This is a genomic window from Bradyrhizobium arachidis (genome assembly GCF_024758505.1).
In the GTDB taxonomy this organism is placed as follows: Bacteria; Pseudomonadota; Alphaproteobacteria; order Rhizobiales; family Xanthobacteraceae; genus Bradyrhizobium; species Bradyrhizobium manausense_C.
The window spans coordinates 8714732-8729728 of the sequence record NZ_CP077970.1; the positions used below are offsets into that span (position 1 = coordinate 8714732).

The window sequence follows — 14997 nt, forward strand, 5'->3', positions numbered from 1 at the left end:
TACGTCCACTGCCGGCAACCCAGTCGAATAGACAGGATGGGCTGGGTGAAGCATCGCCCCACCCTGACCGTGACGGCTACTTCTTCCCGCCCCTGCTGAGCAGAAACACGCCCTGCTCGCCGAACATGTTCCAGACCCACCAGGGCAGGTTCAGCGGCACCGGGCGGCCGTAGAGATCGAGCGCGACGGAACGCTCCATCTTGACGTTGATCTCGTCGCAGAGCTCGACGAAATCCTTGATGGTGCAGAAATGGATGTTGGCGGTGTCGTACCAGGTCGCCGGTAGATTCTCCGTGCGCGGCATGTGGCCGCCGATCAGGAGTTGCAGCCGCATCTTCCAGAAGCCGAAATTCGGGAACGACACGATGGCGCGGCGGCCGATGCGGAGCAGATTTTCCAATACCACGCGCGGCTGGCGCGTCGCCTGCAGCGTCTGCGACAGGATCACGTAGTCGAATGCGTCGTCGGGATAGTTGACGAGGTCGGTGTCGGCGTCGCCCTGCACCACCGCAAGCCCCTTGGCGACGCAGCGGTTGACGCCCTCGCGCGACAGCTCGATGCCGCGGCCGTCAATGCCGCGGCTCTCCAATAGCTGCAGCAATTCGCCATCACCGCAGCCGACGTCGAGCACGCGCGAGCCTCGCTCGACCATGCCTGCGACCAGGAGGTGATCGGTGCGATCGCTGCCGGTGCGGTCGGGCACGATGCCCGGCAATGGCAGGGTCTGGTCCTGAAGCGCCATGTCAGCCACTTACTTTCTTTGACGCGCTTTCTTCACGCGAACCGGTAACCACTTCGCTTGAAAACGCTTTGCCTTTCAGGCCGCGCGCCTTGCCGGCCGATTCCAGGAAGGCGCGCGAGATGTCGAAGAATTCCGGCACGTCGAGCAGGAAGGCGTCGTGCCCACGATCGGTCTTGATCTCGGCAAACGACACCCGCGCGCTCGACGCATTCAGCGCGTGCACGAGCGCGCGCGACTCCGAGGTTGGGAACAGCCAGTCCGAGGTGAACGACACCACGCAGAACCGCGTCTTGATGCCGGCAAAAGCCTTTGCCAGCACGCCGTCATGATCGGCGGCGATGTCAAAATAGTCCATTGCGCGGGTCAGATAGAGATAGGAGTTGGCATCGAACCGCTCGACGAAGGACGAGCCCTGATAGCGCAGATAGCTCTCGACCTGGAAATCGGCGTCGAACGAGAAGGTCGGCAGCTCGCGATCCTGCATCCGCCGCCCGAACTTGCGATGCAGCGCGGCGTCGGAGAGATAGGTGATATGCCCGGCCATCCGCGCCACCGCGAGCCCGCGATGCGGCTGGGTGCTGCGTTCGAAATAGCGCCCGTGATGCCAGTCCGGATCGGCCATCACGGCCTGCCGGCCGAGCTCGTGGAACGCAATGTTTTGCGCGGAATGGCGCGTGGCGCAGGCAACCGGCATCGCCGAAAACACGCGCTGCGGATAGGCGGCCGTCCATTGCAGCACCTGCATGCCACCCATGGAGCCGCCGATCACGCACAGCAGCGTGTCGATGCCCAGGCGGTCGAGCAGCATGGCCTGCGCGCGGACCATGTCGGGGATGGTGATGACAGGAAAATCCAGGCCCCAGAGCTTGCCGGTGGCCGGATTGGTCGAGGCCGGACCGGTCGAGCCCATGCAACCGCCGATCACGTTCGAACAAATGATGAAGTATTTGTCGGTATCGAGCGGGCGGCCGGGGCCGATCATGATGTCCCACCAGCCGGCCTTGCCGGTCAGGGGGTGCACGTTGAAGACATGCTGGTCGCCGGTCAGCGCATGGCAGACGAGAATCGCGTTGGAGCGATCGGCGTTGAGCTCGCCATAGGTCTGGTAGGCGATCTGGAACGGGGCGAGATCGACGCCGCAATCAAGCCGCAGCGGCTGGTCGGCACCGAACTGCGCGACCAGCGAGTGCGGATGATCCGCCTCGTGCGACCGCTCATCGGCACTGATCCCGGGGCTCGGTATCGGGCTCGTTATCGACGCGATGTCAACCATCTCTGACCACCGACCTCGTTTGGCACCGTCAGGCACCGCGGAAATCAGGCCATAAAAAACCCGGCCTGAACGATAGGTTCGGCCGGGATCGGAATACGTCCCCGGCCTGTTTAGCGAGTTTTTTAACGTGGCTGCAAGCCGGCCGGCTCAAATGACCACGGAACAGGCAAAAGTTAGTGGCTTAGGCTGATTTCGTCAAGCCGGAGCCCGATTAACCAAGCTGAGCCCTGCAAAGTCGGGGGAATTTAGCCGTTGTTTCTCTTTGCTTTCGGCGGCCATCCTGCCTAATCAAAGGCACAAAGCCCCTCAATACCCTGACTGACCGACATGTCCCAACGTCCACCCGCGCCACCGTCGCTCCAGGAACTGCGCAAGGAAATCGATGCGATCGACGAGCAGATGCACCGCCTGCTGATGCAGCGCGGCGACATCATCGATCGCCTGATCCAGGCAAAGCAGACGCAGGAGGTCGGCTCGGCGTTCCGGCCCGCGCGCGAGGCCGACATGATGCGGCGCATTGTCGAGCGTCATCGCGGCATCCTGCCGCTCGACACCGTCGAGAGCATCTGGCGCGTCATCATCTCGACCTTCACGTACGTCCAAGCGCCGTTCTCGGTGCACACCGACGTCTCCGTCAGCGAGCCGGCGATGCGCGATTCCGCGCGCTTCCATTTCGGTTTCACCGTGCCCTATGTCGCGCATTTCAATGCGCAGGCCGCGGTCGAGGCGGTCGCGAAATCCAGGGGCGACCTCGCGCTGGTCTCGGCGACCTCGAGCCGCGCGCCGTGGTGGCTGGCGCTGGAAACGGATGGTGCGCCAAAAATCATCGCGCGGCTGCCCTTCGTCGAGCGTGCCGACCATCCGGCCGCGTTGCCCGTATTCGTGGTCTCGCGCGTCGCCGACAGCGCCATGGTGACGGAGGTCGAGACCTGGAGTGTGCGCGTCTCCGGGTGGAATGCCGAGATCGCCCGCGCGCTGTCGCCGCTCGCCGATGTCGTCGCGGTGCCCGATACCGCCTTCGACGGGGCCGCGCTGCTGATCTCGGTCACCGTTGCGGCCACCAGCCTCGACAAGATCAAGGCTGCCCTGATCGCAGCGGGGGCCTCGGTGCGCTCGACGGCCCTCGTCGGCAGCCACGCAACGCGCTATACGGTGCCCCCGACCGGGGCGAAATCGTAAATTCACGCGCCGCCCCGCCACTTCCGGAGTTCAAGATGTCCCGCCCCGTGCCGAATCCCGGCATTCTCGATATTGCGCCCTACACGCCCGGCAAGAGCCCGGTGCCGGAGCCGGGCCGCAAGGTGTTCAAGCTGTCGGCCAACGAGACGCCGTTCGGGCCCTCGCCCAAGGCGATCGAGGCCTTCAAGCACGTGGCTGAACATCTGGAGGACTATCCGGAGGGCACCTCGCGCGTGCTGCGCCAGGCGATCGGCCGCGCCTTCGGGCTCGATCCGGACCGCATCATCTGCGGCGCCGGCTCCGACGAGATCCTCAATCTGCTCGCGCACACCTATCTGAGCCAGGGCGACGAGGCGATCTCGACCGCGCATGGCTTCCTGGTCTACCCGATCGCGACGATGGCGAACGGCGCCAGGAACGTCGTGGTGGCCGAGAGCAACTTTACCGCCGATGTCGATGGCATCCTGAAGGCGGTGACGCCGCGCACAAAACTGGTCTGGCTCGCCAACCCCAACAACCCGACCGGCACCTATCTGCCGTTCGACGAGGTCAAGCGCCTGCGCGCCGGCCTTCCGTCCCACGTGCTGCTGGTGCTCGACGCCGCCTATTCCGATTACGTCTCGCGTAACGATTACGAGATGGGGATCGAGTTGGTCGCGACCACCGAGAATACCGTGGTGACGCACACCTTCTCGAAAATCCACGGCCTCGCTGCGCTGCGCATCGGCTGGATGTTTGGCCCTGCGCACATCATCGATGCCGTCAACCGCATCCGCGGTCCGTTCAACGTCTCGACGCCGGCGATGTATGCCGCGGTCGCCGCGATCGAGGACGCCGCGCATCTGCAGATGTCGAAGCAGTTCACCGAGACCTGGCGCAACTGGCTGACCGAGGAGATCGGCAAGCTCGGGCTCGAGGTGACGCCGAGCGTCGCGAATTTCGTGCTGATCCATTTCCCCGAGAAGGGCAAGACCTCTGATGAGGCCGACGCTTACCTCACCAAGCGCGGCTTGGTGCTGCGCGGCTTGAAGAATTACGGCCTGCCGCATTGCCTGCGCATGACCATCGGCACCGAGGAGGCCAACCGCCTCGTGGTCGGAGCCTTGCGCGACTTCATGGCAACGAAATGAGCGTCGCGCCGCACTTCCAGCGGATCGCGCTGGTCGGCTTCGGCCTGATCGGCGGCTCGATCGCGCGCGCCGCGAAGCTGCAGGGCCTCGCCGGCGAGATCGTCACCACCGCGCGCTCCGAGAAGACCCGCGCACGCGTGGCCGAGCTCGGCATCGTCGATCATGTGGTCGCGACCAATGTCGAGGCCGTGAAAGACGCCGATCTCGTCATCCTCTGCATTCCCGTCGGCGCCTGCGGACCGGTGGCGCAGGAGATCGCGGCTTACTTGAAGCCCGGCGCGATCATCTCCGACGTCGGTTCGGTCAAGGGCGCCGTGGTCAGGGACATGGCGCCGCATCTGCCGCCCGGGATTCATTTCGTGCCTGCGCATCCGGTCGCCGGCACCGAGCATTCGGGGCCTGACTCAGGCTTTCCCGAGCTCTTCATCAACCGCTGGTGCATCCTGACGCCGCCGGAGGGTACCGATCATGCCGCCGTCGACCGGCTGCGTGCGTTCTGGGCCGCGCTCGGCGCCAAGGTCGAGATCATGACGCCGGACCATCATGATCTGGTTCTGGCGATCACCAGCCATCTGCCGCATCTGATCGCCTACACCATCGTCGGCACCGCCGACGAGCTGGCGCAGGTGACGGAGTCAGAGGTGATCAAGTTCTCCGCCGGCGGTTTTCGCGACTTCACGCGTATCGCGGCGTCGGATCCGACGATGTGGCGCGACGTGTTCCTCGCCAACAAGGAAGCCGTGCTGGAAATGCTCGGCACCTTCACCGAGGACCTCGCCAAGCTGACCCGCGCGATCCGCCGCGGCGATGGCGAAGCGCTGTTCGACCACTTCACCCGCACCCGCGCCATCCGCCGCGGCATCGTCGAGATCGGCCAGGATTCCGCCGCGCCCGACTTCGGCCGGCCGCATCCGTCGCTGACGAAGCAATAATTCGTCATTCCGGGGCGGCGCGTCAGCGTCGAACCCGGAATCTCGAGATTCCACTTGCGCGATTGCGCAATGGGGTTCGCGCTTTGCGCGCCCCGGAATGACGGCAAATCAACTAATACAACGGCGGGATCTGTCCGACCTTGATCGCGCCCAGCACCACCGCGCCGTCGACGAACTTCAGCGGGAAGCTGCGGGCCTTCTTGCCTTCGAGCACGCTCTCGGTGCCGATCGAATTGATGCCGGCGGCAACGCCGGCATTGGCGTTCTGCTTGATGACCTTGCCGAGACCGGGAACGGCGCGGTCGAGCGCGCCGAAGAGACTGTTGAGGTCCTGCGACTTCACCCCGGGCGCGACGCGGTCGAGCGTGGCCTGCGGCACGCCCTCCTCCAGCATCTTGTCGATGCCGAGCGCCGGGATGACGCGCTCGAGGCCGGTGACCGTCATCTGCAACTCGCCGTCGAGGCGGCCATTCGGCGACAGGCCGAGTGTGCCGGCGGCGACCGCGATCATCTCGCCCTGCTGGATCCGCGACTGCACGATCTCGACATGACCGCCGGCGGCCTGGAGCTCGCGAAACCGCTGCGGCCAGGGTTTTGGCGCAAAATCGTTGAGGCCGGTGACCTTCGCGCGCACGTCGGCCTGGAACGGCTCTGCAAAAATCGGATGCACGCCCTGGATCGAGCCCTGCGCGATCTGCATCACGGTCTCGATGACGGGATGATCTGACGGCGATCCTTCGGCGAGACGCCCGTGCAGCTCGACCGATTTTGCGCGCGCCAGCGGCACCTGCACCGATCCGTCCAGACGGTTGATCGTGGGATCGTCGAACACGATCGAGGCACGATCCGGAATGGCCGGCAGGCCAACCACGCTGCTGCGCGCCTTGCTCCAGTTCACGACGAACGTCGTCTGCGTCACGCCGTCGGTCAGCGTCGCAGGCGCGGTGAATTCGGCGATCACGAGTTTGGGATCATAGATCTGGCCGACCACCAGGATGTTGTCGAGTTTTGCCGTGAACGGCGTCTTGCTCGCGGTCTGCGATACCAGCGCGACGCTGGCGCCGGAGCACTGCACCTCGAAGCGGAAGGGGAAGCCCGCGATCGAGCGTTTGGCGCAATCATAGATGCGCCCGGATTTGGCCTCCTGCGCGCGCCAGGCGTCGGCGGCGGTCTCGGCCCGGGACGCGGCATAGAACCAAAAGCCGCTCCAGGCGGCGGCCAGGAGCAGGAGGAGAATGGGCGGAAGGAAAAGGCCCCAACGGGGGCGCCGGCCTGCGGAAACGGTCATATCGGACATGCGGCGACCCTTTGACCCCAGATGATGGCAAATGTAAGCGAGGATGGCTTGCGACGAAAGGCGGAGAATCCGCTTCGCCTGGGGGCGCGGGTCTGGTAGCCGTGCCCGCCATGTCCGAAATCACCCTCCCCTCCGTCACGACAGCCACCGGCGACCTCTGGGTGTTCGGCTATGGCTCGCTGATGTGGCGGCCAGGTTTTGACTTCGAGGAGCGCGTGCCGGCGCGGCTGGTCGGCGAGCACCGCGCGCTCTGCGTCTATTCCTTCGTCCATCGCGGCACGCCGGAAAAGCCGGGCCTGGTGCTCGGGCTCGACCGCGGCGGCGCCTGCCGCGGCATCGCCTTCCGTGTCGCTGAAGCGAACCGCACCGCGGTCGTGGCTTATCTGCGCGAGCGCGAGCAGGTCACCTCGGTCTATCGCGAGGTGATGCGCTCGGTGTGGCTGGAGAACGACGCGCGGCAGCGCGTCAGCGCGCTCGCCTACGTCGTCGACCGCGGTCATGTGCAATATGCCGGGCGGCTGTCGCTGGCCGACCAGCATCGCCACGTGATTCAGGGCCACGGCCAGTCCGGCGCCAACCGCGACTACGTCACCGCGACGGTGAAGGCGATCGAGGCCGAAGGCTTTCGCGACACGCAACTGCATCAGCTTGCATCGATGCTGCACAACGACGCGCATTCCCTACACGCTCCGGCGCCCGCTGAAGATCAAGAGAACCGCTAGAGCATGATCCGGACCCGAAGGGCCGCGTTAGCGCAAAGTGCGTAGCGGTTTTCCGAAAAGATCATGCTCAATCAAAGAGCTAAAGGGCGATGGAGATTCAACCTAAAGCCATTGTGCTTTAGGCCGCGTAGCTCGGCGCGCTGCCGATCAACTGCTCCTGCTCCTTGCGGCCCGCTTCGACGATGCGGCTGGTCGCGCCTTCGATGGCACTTTCCACCCGCGACAGGAACTCGTCCTTCGGCAGGCCCGGCGGCAGCGGATCGAGAAACTCCACCACCAGCGTGCCGGGATAGCGCATGAAGGTGCGGCGCGGCCAGAACAGGCCGGAGTTGAGCGCGACGGGTAAGCACTGCACGCCGCAGGACGAGTAGATCTGGGCGAAGCCGGTCTTGTAGTCGGGTGGCGCACCCGGCGCGCGGCGCGTGCCTTCGGGAAAGATCACGAGCTGGCGGCCGGAGCGCACCGCCTCGCGCGCCCGCCGCGTCATGTCGAGCAGCGCCTTCACGCCGGCCTTGCGGTCGATCGCGATCATCCCGGTCTTGACCAGGAACTGGCCAAACACCGGGATCTGCATGAGCTGACGCTTGAGGATGAAGATCGGACGGTCGAAGAACCCCGGCAGCACGAACGTCTCCCAGAACGACTGGTGCTTTGCCACGATCACCAGCGGCCCCTGCGGGATTTTTTCGACGCCGCGGAATTCGACCTTGATGTCGCAGATCACGCGCATCAGGAACAGCGTCGCGTTCGCCCACCATTTCGCCACGGTCAGCATCGCGCGCGGCGGCAGCGCAAAGGTCGGGATCGCCACGATCGCCAGGCACACCAGCACGGCGTAGAACAGCACGTTGAACAGCAGCGAGCGCAGGAAAAGCAGGGACATCCAAAACCCGATCAATTGGCCTGTGCGGTGGCGGGCCGCTTGGGTTGCGCGCCCGCCGGCTGTTCCGACATCTCGGGCGCGACGTCAATCCCGAAATCCTCGAGCCGCGTGCGCAGCTCGGCCGCGATATATTTGACGTATTCCGACAACAGAAGGCGCAGCGTCGAACCCGAGGTCCACCACGGCTCCTCGCGCCATTTGTCGCCGACGACCACGAACGGGATCAGCGTGGTGTCGGGCATCGCGTGCGAGAACTCCACGATCGCCCGCGGCATGTGATAGTTCGAGGTCACCACGATGAGCGACTTGAAGCCGCGCTCATGGGCCCAGCGCCGCGCCTCCGCGGCATTGCCACGGGTCGAGACCGCAAAGCGGTCGAGATCGACGCAGCAGCGCATGAAGGACTGGTTCTCCGGCAGCGTGCGGGAAATGTCGCTCACTGTGCTGGTCGGATGCACGCCCGAGATGAGGAGCCGCTTGCCATAGCCTGCCGCGAGCAACTCCATCGCGTCCGACACCCGCGACGAGCCGCCGGTCAGGACGACGATGCCGTCGGCCTTGCGGTCGGGCGCCAGTTCGGCGCCGCGGAGCTGCGACAGGAAGGCGACGAAGCCTGCTGCCGCGCCGACGAACGCCAGCGCCACCGTCGAAACGATGGTCGCGCGCAGCCAGCCGCGCGGCAATCTCAACGAGGATTCGTCGGTCGGCGAGCTCATGCGATATCGGTGGTCCCTTCCTGTTTCGATTTTAAGAGATTTTTGGGCGAAGTGGAGTCCGGTTTGCCGGATCCACCAAGCCGCTAATCGATATCATTCAACGTCGCGAACAGCGTCTGGCGGGAGGCGATCGCCGTGATGGCGCCGATCAGCACTGCCTGCACCGCCAGCACGACATAGCCGGATGGCCGCAGCGAGAAGGTGCCGAGCAGGGCCGCGAACTGGTCGCCGACCGGCGTGCCGGAGAACCAGCCGGCGATCGACTCCGAGAAGCCGAACACCAGCATGGCGATGCCGCCGCCGATCACGCCGCCTTCCAGCCCCAGACGCAGGAAATGCCGCAGGAAGCGGTTGGCGATGTAGCGGTCGCCGGCGCCGACGAAATGCAGGACCTCGACGATCGGACGGTTCGCCGCCATCGCGCCGCGCGTCGCGAACGACACCGAGATGATGGTGGCGATGATCACGAGCCCGAGGATGCCGAGACCGGCGAGCACGGTGGCGTTGGTCATCGAGCGCATGCGCTCGATCCAGGCACGATGATCGTCGACGCTCGCGCTTGGCGCAGCCTGCGTCACGCGGGCGCGCAAAGTGGCAAGATCGAGCTGCGTGCCCGGCTGCACGCGCGCGATGATCATGCGAGGCACCGGCAGATCGTCCATCGACAGGCCGGTGCCGAGCCACGGCTCCAACAGCTTGCCCGACTCGTCCTTGGAGAACGGCTTGACCTCGACGATGCCGGACTGCGCGCGCATCGCTTCGGTGACGGCGGCCGCATCGCGATCGATGTCGCGCCCGGTCTGCGGGCGGATCTGGATGGTGATTTCGCTCGCCACGTCCGACTGCCATTCGGCGGCGGACGCGCTGACCAGCAGCACGGTACCCGTCGTCATCGACGCCAAAAACGTCATGATGGCGACGACCGCGACCAGCGCGCGGCCGTGGATCGAGGCGCGCGGCACGATCGGCGACATGTTGCGCGCCTTCGCCGGCACCTGCGGACGTTCCTGTCCGAGGTCGACGAAAACGCCGCGTTCGTCGGTCCTATTCATAGACGTGCAGACGTCCCTGGTGCAGCACGAAGCGACGCGCCTCGTACTGGTCCATCAGTGCGATGTCGTGGGTCGCGATGATGACGGCAGTGCCTGACTTGTTGAGCTCGATGAACAGCCGCAGCAACCGCCGCCCGAGCGTCGGATCGACGCTGCCGGTCGGCTCGTCCGCGAGCAGGAGCTGCGGCCGCGAGATCACCGCGCGCGCGATCGCGGCGCGCTGCTTCTCGCCGCCCGAGAGAATTGGCGGCAGCGCGTCCATGCGCTCGCCGAGCCCCACCCATTTCAGGAGATCGATGACCTCCTTGCGGTAGCTCGATTCACTGCGGCCCATGACGCGGAACGGCAGCGCCACGTTCTCATAGGTCGTCATGTGGTCGAGCAGGCGGAAATCCTGGAGCACGATGCCGATGCGCTTGCGCAGATCCGCGATCTCGTCCTTGCCGAGCAGCGAGACGTCATGGCCGAACAGATTGACGAGGCCGCGCGTCGGCCGATGCGACAGGAACAGAAGCCGCAAGAGCGACGTCTTGCCGGCGCCGGAAGGGCCGGTGAGGAACTGAAAGGAATGCGCCGGGATCTGGAAGCTCAGGTCGCGCAGAATCTCCGGCCCCAAACCGTAACGCAATCCGACATTTTCGAACCGAACCAAGTTCAGCTCCGTTCGATAGGGGGCAGCGGGCCGCGCGCCGCGGCGGTCCGCCACACGCAACAGCGTTGTGCGACCGTTATGGTTTCCGATTCGTTAACGGTCGCCTTGTAGCATCCAACGTGCCCGGTTTTGCGCGCCTGTCTTGCGTGCTTGTCTTGCAACCTGGGTCATCGCCCGAGGCTCGTCCATGCACATCGTCTGCCCCCATTGTACGACATCCTACGCCATCAAGCTCTCCAGCCTGGGGGCCAATGGCCGGACCGTGCGCTGCTCCCGCTGCAAGGAGACCTGGGTGGCGCGGCCCGAGGACGCCGTCGAGGAGGTGCAGGCAGCCCAGGCTCAGTCTCAAGCGCAGGCTCAGTCCCAAGCCATGGCGGCCGCGAGCGAGGCCGACGACCAGTCCGACCTCGCCGCGCAGTGGGATAGCTACGCCAAGGACGACGGCGCCGGCGACACCCCTGTAGTCGAGAGCCCGTCGATTGCCAGCGACTGGCCGGAGGAGGCCAAATCCGCCGAGGACGACTGGTCCGAGGTGGCCCGGATGGAAGACGAGGCCGGCCAGTCGGCCCACCAGTCCTGGTTCCAAAAACTGTTCCGCCGGCAGGCGCGGCGGTCCCGCCCCGTCTCCGCCGCCCCGCAAAAATCCTCGATCGGCCTGCCGACCGCCTGCGCCGCCATGGGCGCGCTGATCGTAGCGCTGGTGGTCTGGCGCGCCGACATGGTGCGGCTGCTGCCGCAGACAGCCGGCTTCTACAAGATGGTCGGGTTCAACGTGAACCTGCGGGGGCTGGCTTTTAGGGACGTCAAAGTCACCTCCGAAAGCGTCGACGGCAAGCAGGTGCTCGTGATCGAGGGCGCGATCGTCGGCGAAACCAGGAAGGCGGTCGACATTCCCCGCCTGCGTTTCTCGGTGCGCGACGCGCAAGGCGCGGAGATCTACGCCTGGAACGCGGTGCTGGAGCAGACCGTGCTGCATCCGGGCGAGCGCGCCTTGTTCAAGTCGCGTCTGGCCTCGCCGCCCCCGGAAGGCCGCAATATCGATATTCGCTTCTTCAACCGGCGCGACTTGGCCGGCGGCAGCGCGTAGCGCGTCAAAACAAGGTTCTGCAGGAACAGACCCATGTCAAAAGTGCTGATCGCCGACGACGAGGATTCGATGCGCCAGCTCGTGGCGCGCGCGATCGCGATGGACGGCCATCAGACCGTGACCGCGCAGGACGGCGCCGAGGCGCTGGAGATCCTGACCCGCGAGGACGGCAAGTTCGATCTGCTGCTCACCGACATCCAGATGCCGGTCATGGACGGCATCGCCCTCGCCCTCTCCGCCGCGCGCGATTTTCCCAACCTCACCATCTTGCTGATGACGGGGTTTGCCGACCAGCGCGAGCGCGCCTCGAACCTGAACGCGCTGGTGCATGACGTCGTGACCAAGCCGTTTTCGGTGGCGGATATCCGCACCGCGGTGGCGGATGCGCTGGCGGCGAAGAAGGGGTAGCGACCAGCCACACCTTCGGTGTCGTGGGGAATGTCACGCGCTTCCGCACACACGGTGTCGTCCTGGCGAAAGCCAGGACCCATTACCCCAGGGAGTGATTTGACGAAGACTCGTAGCCCGAGTGCGCTCAACAACTGCGCCTTGGGGTAATGGGCCCTGGATCAGCGCTCGCTCTGCTCGCTTGTCCAGGACGACGGTAGCTCAAAAATCCTTCAGCAGCCGCTCGAGATAATCGAGCTCGATCTGCGGACGCGAGGGGTCGCCTAGGCGGCGGCGGAGTTCTTCGAGGATTCTGCGCACACGCTGCACGTCGATCTCGCCGGGGATTTTGACGGTGTAATCGTCGCCGAATTCACGGCCGTGCAAGGGACGACCGAGCGGATCGGTCTGGTTGCCGCCGCTCTGCTGACGGCCGGCGCGCTGGCCGGGGCCGTCGCCCTGGCCGTCGCCGTCGCCCTGCTGCATGGCCTCGGCCATCTTCTGCGCGCCCTTGCGCATCGCATCGAGCGCCTTGCCCTGCGAGTCCACGGCACCGTCGGCATTGCCCTCACCGAGCTTGGAGCCGGCATCGCCCATGGCGCTGTCGGCGGTATCGAGGCCGCCGTCGTCATCGTCGCCCTGGTCGCCATCCTGGTCGCCGCCACCTTGCTGACCCTGCTGGCCCTTCTGACCCTGTTCGCCCTGCTGGCCTTTTTGGCCCTTCTGACCCTTTTGGCCGTTCTGCGCGAGGCCGCGCTTGGCGAGCTCGTCCTGGAGCTTCTTCAGCCGGTCGCGCAGGCCCTGCTGGTCCTGCTGCAGGTCGGACATCGACTGGTCGCCCTGCCCCTGCTGCTTGCCGCGCATGCGGTCGCGGCGCGAGTCCTGGCCCTGCTTGAAGGTCTTGTCGCGCAATTGCTGCTGCTTGCGGATCATGTCGCCGAGCTCGTTGAGCGCCTGCTCCATGTCGCTCTCGCCAGACTGTCCCGGCTGCGCCATCTGCAGGCCCTCCAGCATCTGCTGGAGCTGGTCGAGCAACTGCTTGGCGGCATCCTTGTCGCCGGAGCGCGACAGGCGCTCCATGCGGTCGATCATGTTCTGCAGATCCTGCTGGCGCAGGATTTTCGTGTTGGGATCAAGAGGACGGGCGAGCTGCTGCGGATTGTTGCGCTGCTGCTCGGCGAGCTGGCGCATGAAGTTTTCCATCGCCTGGCGCAGATCCTGCGTGAGCTTCTTGATCTCCTCGTCGCTCGCGTTGCGATCGAGCGCCTGCTTGAGCGCGTCCTGCGCCGCGCGCAGCGCCTTGTCGACGTCGCTGATGTTGCCGTCCTCGATCGTCACCGCGAGCGCCCACAGGCTCGCGACGACCTCGCGCAAGGCATCGTCGGTGCGCGCGGCCTCGAGCTGTCGCGACACGCTGTGCAGGCCGAGATAATGCCCGGTCTCGGGCGTGAACAGCTCGGGCGCGATCATCAGCGCATCGAGCGCGGTATAGACGTCGGAATTCTTGTTGGCGTCGAGCGCGAGGATGCGGCGCTGCTCGATCAGAGCGCGCGCGAGCGGCTTGGTGAACAGGCGCTCGGGCAGGCGCATGTTGAAGGGCTCGCTCTTGGCCTCATTGCCGGCCTCGTCCTTGGCCGTGAGGGTGAGCGTGACGTCGGCGCCGGCATAGGGATCTTCGCTGAGATCCTTCACCGTCTGGCCGACGCCGTTGCGGGTGCGCGCATTCGGCAGCGTGAGCGGAAATTGCGGCGGCTGGAACAGCGGGCGCGCCGCATATTTCGATTCCTCAGCGCCCTTGTCAGCCCCCTTGTCAGTCCCCTTGGCAGCCTCGGCGGGACGCACCGCGAATTGCGCGTCGGCACCGGTGACGCCGTAATCGTCCTCGATCTTGTAGGACAGTTGCAGCGCACCGCGCGCCTGGCGCTCGGGATCCTTGGCGAGCGCGATCGTCGGCGGACGATCGGGCAGCGCGCTGAATCGCCACTGCGGCTGGCCGGAGGGCGCACGGACATGCGCGGTGCCGTCGCCTTGAATCGCAAAATGCTTCTCGTTGGTGCCCTTGGGCGCCTGCTCGCTAAGTGCGACTTCCTTGATGCTGCCGGAGGTCGCGACATCGAGATTGCCGCCGGAGGAGCGGATAATCAGCGTCGAGCCGGCGGGAACCGCGAGCGGGCCGCTGGCGGGCAGTGTGGCGGCGTCCTTGTTGGCGGCCGACAGGATGATCGGCGGCTTTGCGGTGTAGAGCGGCGGGGTCACCCAGGCATCGACGCGGATGTTGGTGGGCGCCAGCACGCCGTTCCAGTCGAAGGCGGCACCGGTGCGCATCGCGCGCTCGTCGCCGGCGGCGAAAAAGGTCGCGACCAGCATCACCATGACCAGCGCGCGCAGCGCCCAGGGATCGGTGAGCGCGAGCCGCGGGTGCGGCAGGCCGGCGCGGATGCGCTTCAGCGAGGCCAGCGTGCGCTCGCGCTGCGCCTGCCACAGCGCCTGCGCGACCGGATCCTGCGAGGTCAGCGTATCCGTCAGCGTCGTGGCCGGGCGGTGGCTGATACCGGAACCGCGGTCCAGTCGGCTCAGGCCCTGGTCACGGCTCGGCCAGCGGAATCGAATCAGGGGGAAGAGGGAGGCGGCGGCCAGCACCGCGAACAGGACAAGCCCGATGGCGCGGGCGACGAACGGCAGCGCCAGCCAGAGGCCCGCCCAGGAAACCACCAGAAACAGCCCGACAACGGTCAAGAACCGCGCCAGATGGGGCCAGGCGCGCTCCCAGGCGATCGCATATGTCGCCCGCTTGAGGGCCTGCGTCAGCTTCAGCCGCGACAGTGCGTCGCTGCTGCGGATCGGGTCTGACGGCTCAGGGGTCACGCCGTTCAATCAGCTCTCCAGGTTGCCCGGAAGAACAACGTATCACAACGGCAGCACTGAGGCATCCGTTCCTGTACGGG

Annotated in this window: 14 protein-coding genes and 1 riboswitch; of the genes, 6 read left to right on the plus strand and 8 right to left on the minus strand. The window is 65.9% G+C overall.

Annotated elements, in window-relative coordinates; translation table 11 throughout:
- Positions 1-76: 76 nt before the first annotated feature.
- Positions 77-742: a methionine biosynthesis protein MetW gene (metW, locus tag KUF59_RS40575; RefSeq protein WP_212460509.1), complete on the minus strand. Its 666-nt coding sequence runs from the start codon at positions 740-742 to the stop codon at positions 77-79.
- A gap of 1 nt (position 743) precedes the next feature.
- The gene (metX, locus tag KUF59_RS40580; protein WP_212460271.1) at positions 744-2015 is read right to left on the minus strand and encodes a homoserine O-acetyltransferase MetX; all 1272 of its coding nucleotides are present in this window, start codon (positions 2013-2015) and stop codon (positions 744-746) included.
- A gap of 89 nt (positions 2016-2104) precedes the next feature.
- A riboswitch (SAM riboswitch) is annotated at positions 2105-2184 on the minus strand.
- Positions 2185-2342: 158 nt separating this feature from the next.
- Between metX and KUF59_RS40585 the strand changes: the two genes are divergently transcribed.
- Genes KUF59_RS40585 through KUF59_RS40595 form a run of 3 tightly spaced genes read left to right on the plus strand, consistent with a single transcriptional unit; the run spans position 2343 to position 5256 of the window.
- The gene (locus KUF59_RS40585; RefSeq protein WP_212460270.1) at positions 2343-3194 is read left to right on the plus strand and encodes a chorismate mutase; all 852 of its coding nucleotides are present in this window, start codon (positions 2343-2345) and stop codon (positions 3192-3194) included.
- Between the two features lie 35 nt (positions 3195-3229).
- Positions 3230-4324, plus strand: coding sequence for a histidinol-phosphate transaminase (hisC, locus tag KUF59_RS40590; RefSeq protein WP_212460269.1), 1095 nt, complete (start codon positions 3230-3232; stop codon positions 4322-4324).
- Complete coding sequence (locus tag KUF59_RS40595) at positions 4321-5256, plus strand: prephenate/arogenate dehydrogenase family protein (RefSeq protein WP_212460268.1); 936 nt, start codon at positions 4321-4323, stop codon at positions 5254-5256. Before hisC ends, KUF59_RS40595 begins: the two co-directional genes overlap by 4 nt.
- 112 nt (positions 5257-5368) lie before the next feature.
- On the opposite strand, the gene KUF59_RS40600 is transcribed toward KUF59_RS40595, so the two are convergent.
- A complete protein-coding gene (locus KUF59_RS40600) occupies positions 5369-6553 on the minus strand; it encodes a DUF2125 domain-containing protein (protein ID WP_212460267.1) in 1185 nt (394 codons plus the stop codon).
- A 110-nt stretch (positions 6554-6663) separates the two neighbouring features.
- Here KUF59_RS40600 and KUF59_RS40605 point away from each other — a divergent pair, with 110 nt between their 5' ends.
- Positions 6664-7275: a gamma-glutamylcyclotransferase gene (locus KUF59_RS40605; RefSeq protein WP_212460266.1), complete on the plus strand. Its 612-nt coding sequence runs from the start codon at positions 6664-6666 to the stop codon at positions 7273-7275.
- Between the two features lie 118 nt (positions 7276-7393).
- Here the strand turns inward: KUF59_RS40605 and KUF59_RS40610 are convergent, their stop codons facing one another.
- The 4 genes from KUF59_RS40610 to ftsE all read right to left on the minus strand — a co-directional run bounded on the left by KUF59_RS40610 (position 7394) and on the right by ftsE (position 10578).
- Positions 7394-8158 (minus strand): lysophospholipid acyltransferase family protein, encoded by a 765-nt coding sequence (locus KUF59_RS40610; RefSeq protein ID WP_212460265.1) that lies wholly within the window; start codon positions 8156-8158, stop codon positions 7394-7396.
- Between the two features lie 11 nt (positions 8159-8169).
- Positions 8170-8874: a YdcF family protein gene (locus tag KUF59_RS40615; protein WP_212460264.1), complete on the minus strand. Its 705-nt coding sequence runs from the start codon at positions 8872-8874 to the stop codon at positions 8170-8172.
- An 83-nt stretch (positions 8875-8957) separates the two neighbouring features.
- Positions 8958-9926 carry a cell division protein FtsX gene (locus tag KUF59_RS40620; protein WP_212460263.1) on the minus strand — a complete coding sequence of 323 codons (969 nt, stop codon included), beginning with the start codon at positions 9924-9926 and terminating at the stop codon, positions 8958-8960.
- The gene (gene ftsE / locus KUF59_RS40625; RefSeq protein ID WP_140978953.1) at positions 9919-10578 is read right to left on the minus strand and encodes a cell division ATP-binding protein FtsE; all 660 of its coding nucleotides are present in this window, start codon (positions 10576-10578) and stop codon (positions 9919-9921) included. Before ftsE ends, KUF59_RS40620 begins: the two co-directional genes overlap by 8 nt.
- Positions 10579-10765: 187 nt before the next feature.
- Between ftsE and KUF59_RS40630 the strand changes: the two genes are divergently transcribed.
- Positions 10766-11665: an MJ0042-type zinc finger domain-containing protein gene (locus KUF59_RS40630; RefSeq protein ID WP_212460262.1), complete on the plus strand. Its 900-nt coding sequence runs from the start codon at positions 10766-10768 to the stop codon at positions 11663-11665.
- Between the two features lie 33 nt (positions 11666-11698).
- Positions 11699-12073: a response regulator gene (locus KUF59_RS40635; RefSeq protein WP_212460261.1), complete on the plus strand. Its 375-nt coding sequence runs from the start codon at positions 11699-11701 to the stop codon at positions 12071-12073.
- Between the two features lie 201 nt (positions 12074-12274).
- Here KUF59_RS40635 and KUF59_RS40640 read toward each other — a convergent pair whose 3' ends face one another.
- Positions 12275-14926: a TIGR02302 family protein gene (locus KUF59_RS40640; RefSeq protein ID WP_212460260.1), complete on the minus strand. Its 2652-nt coding sequence runs from the start codon at positions 14924-14926 to the stop codon at positions 12275-12277.
- Between the last annotated feature and the right edge of the window lie 71 nt (positions 14927-14997).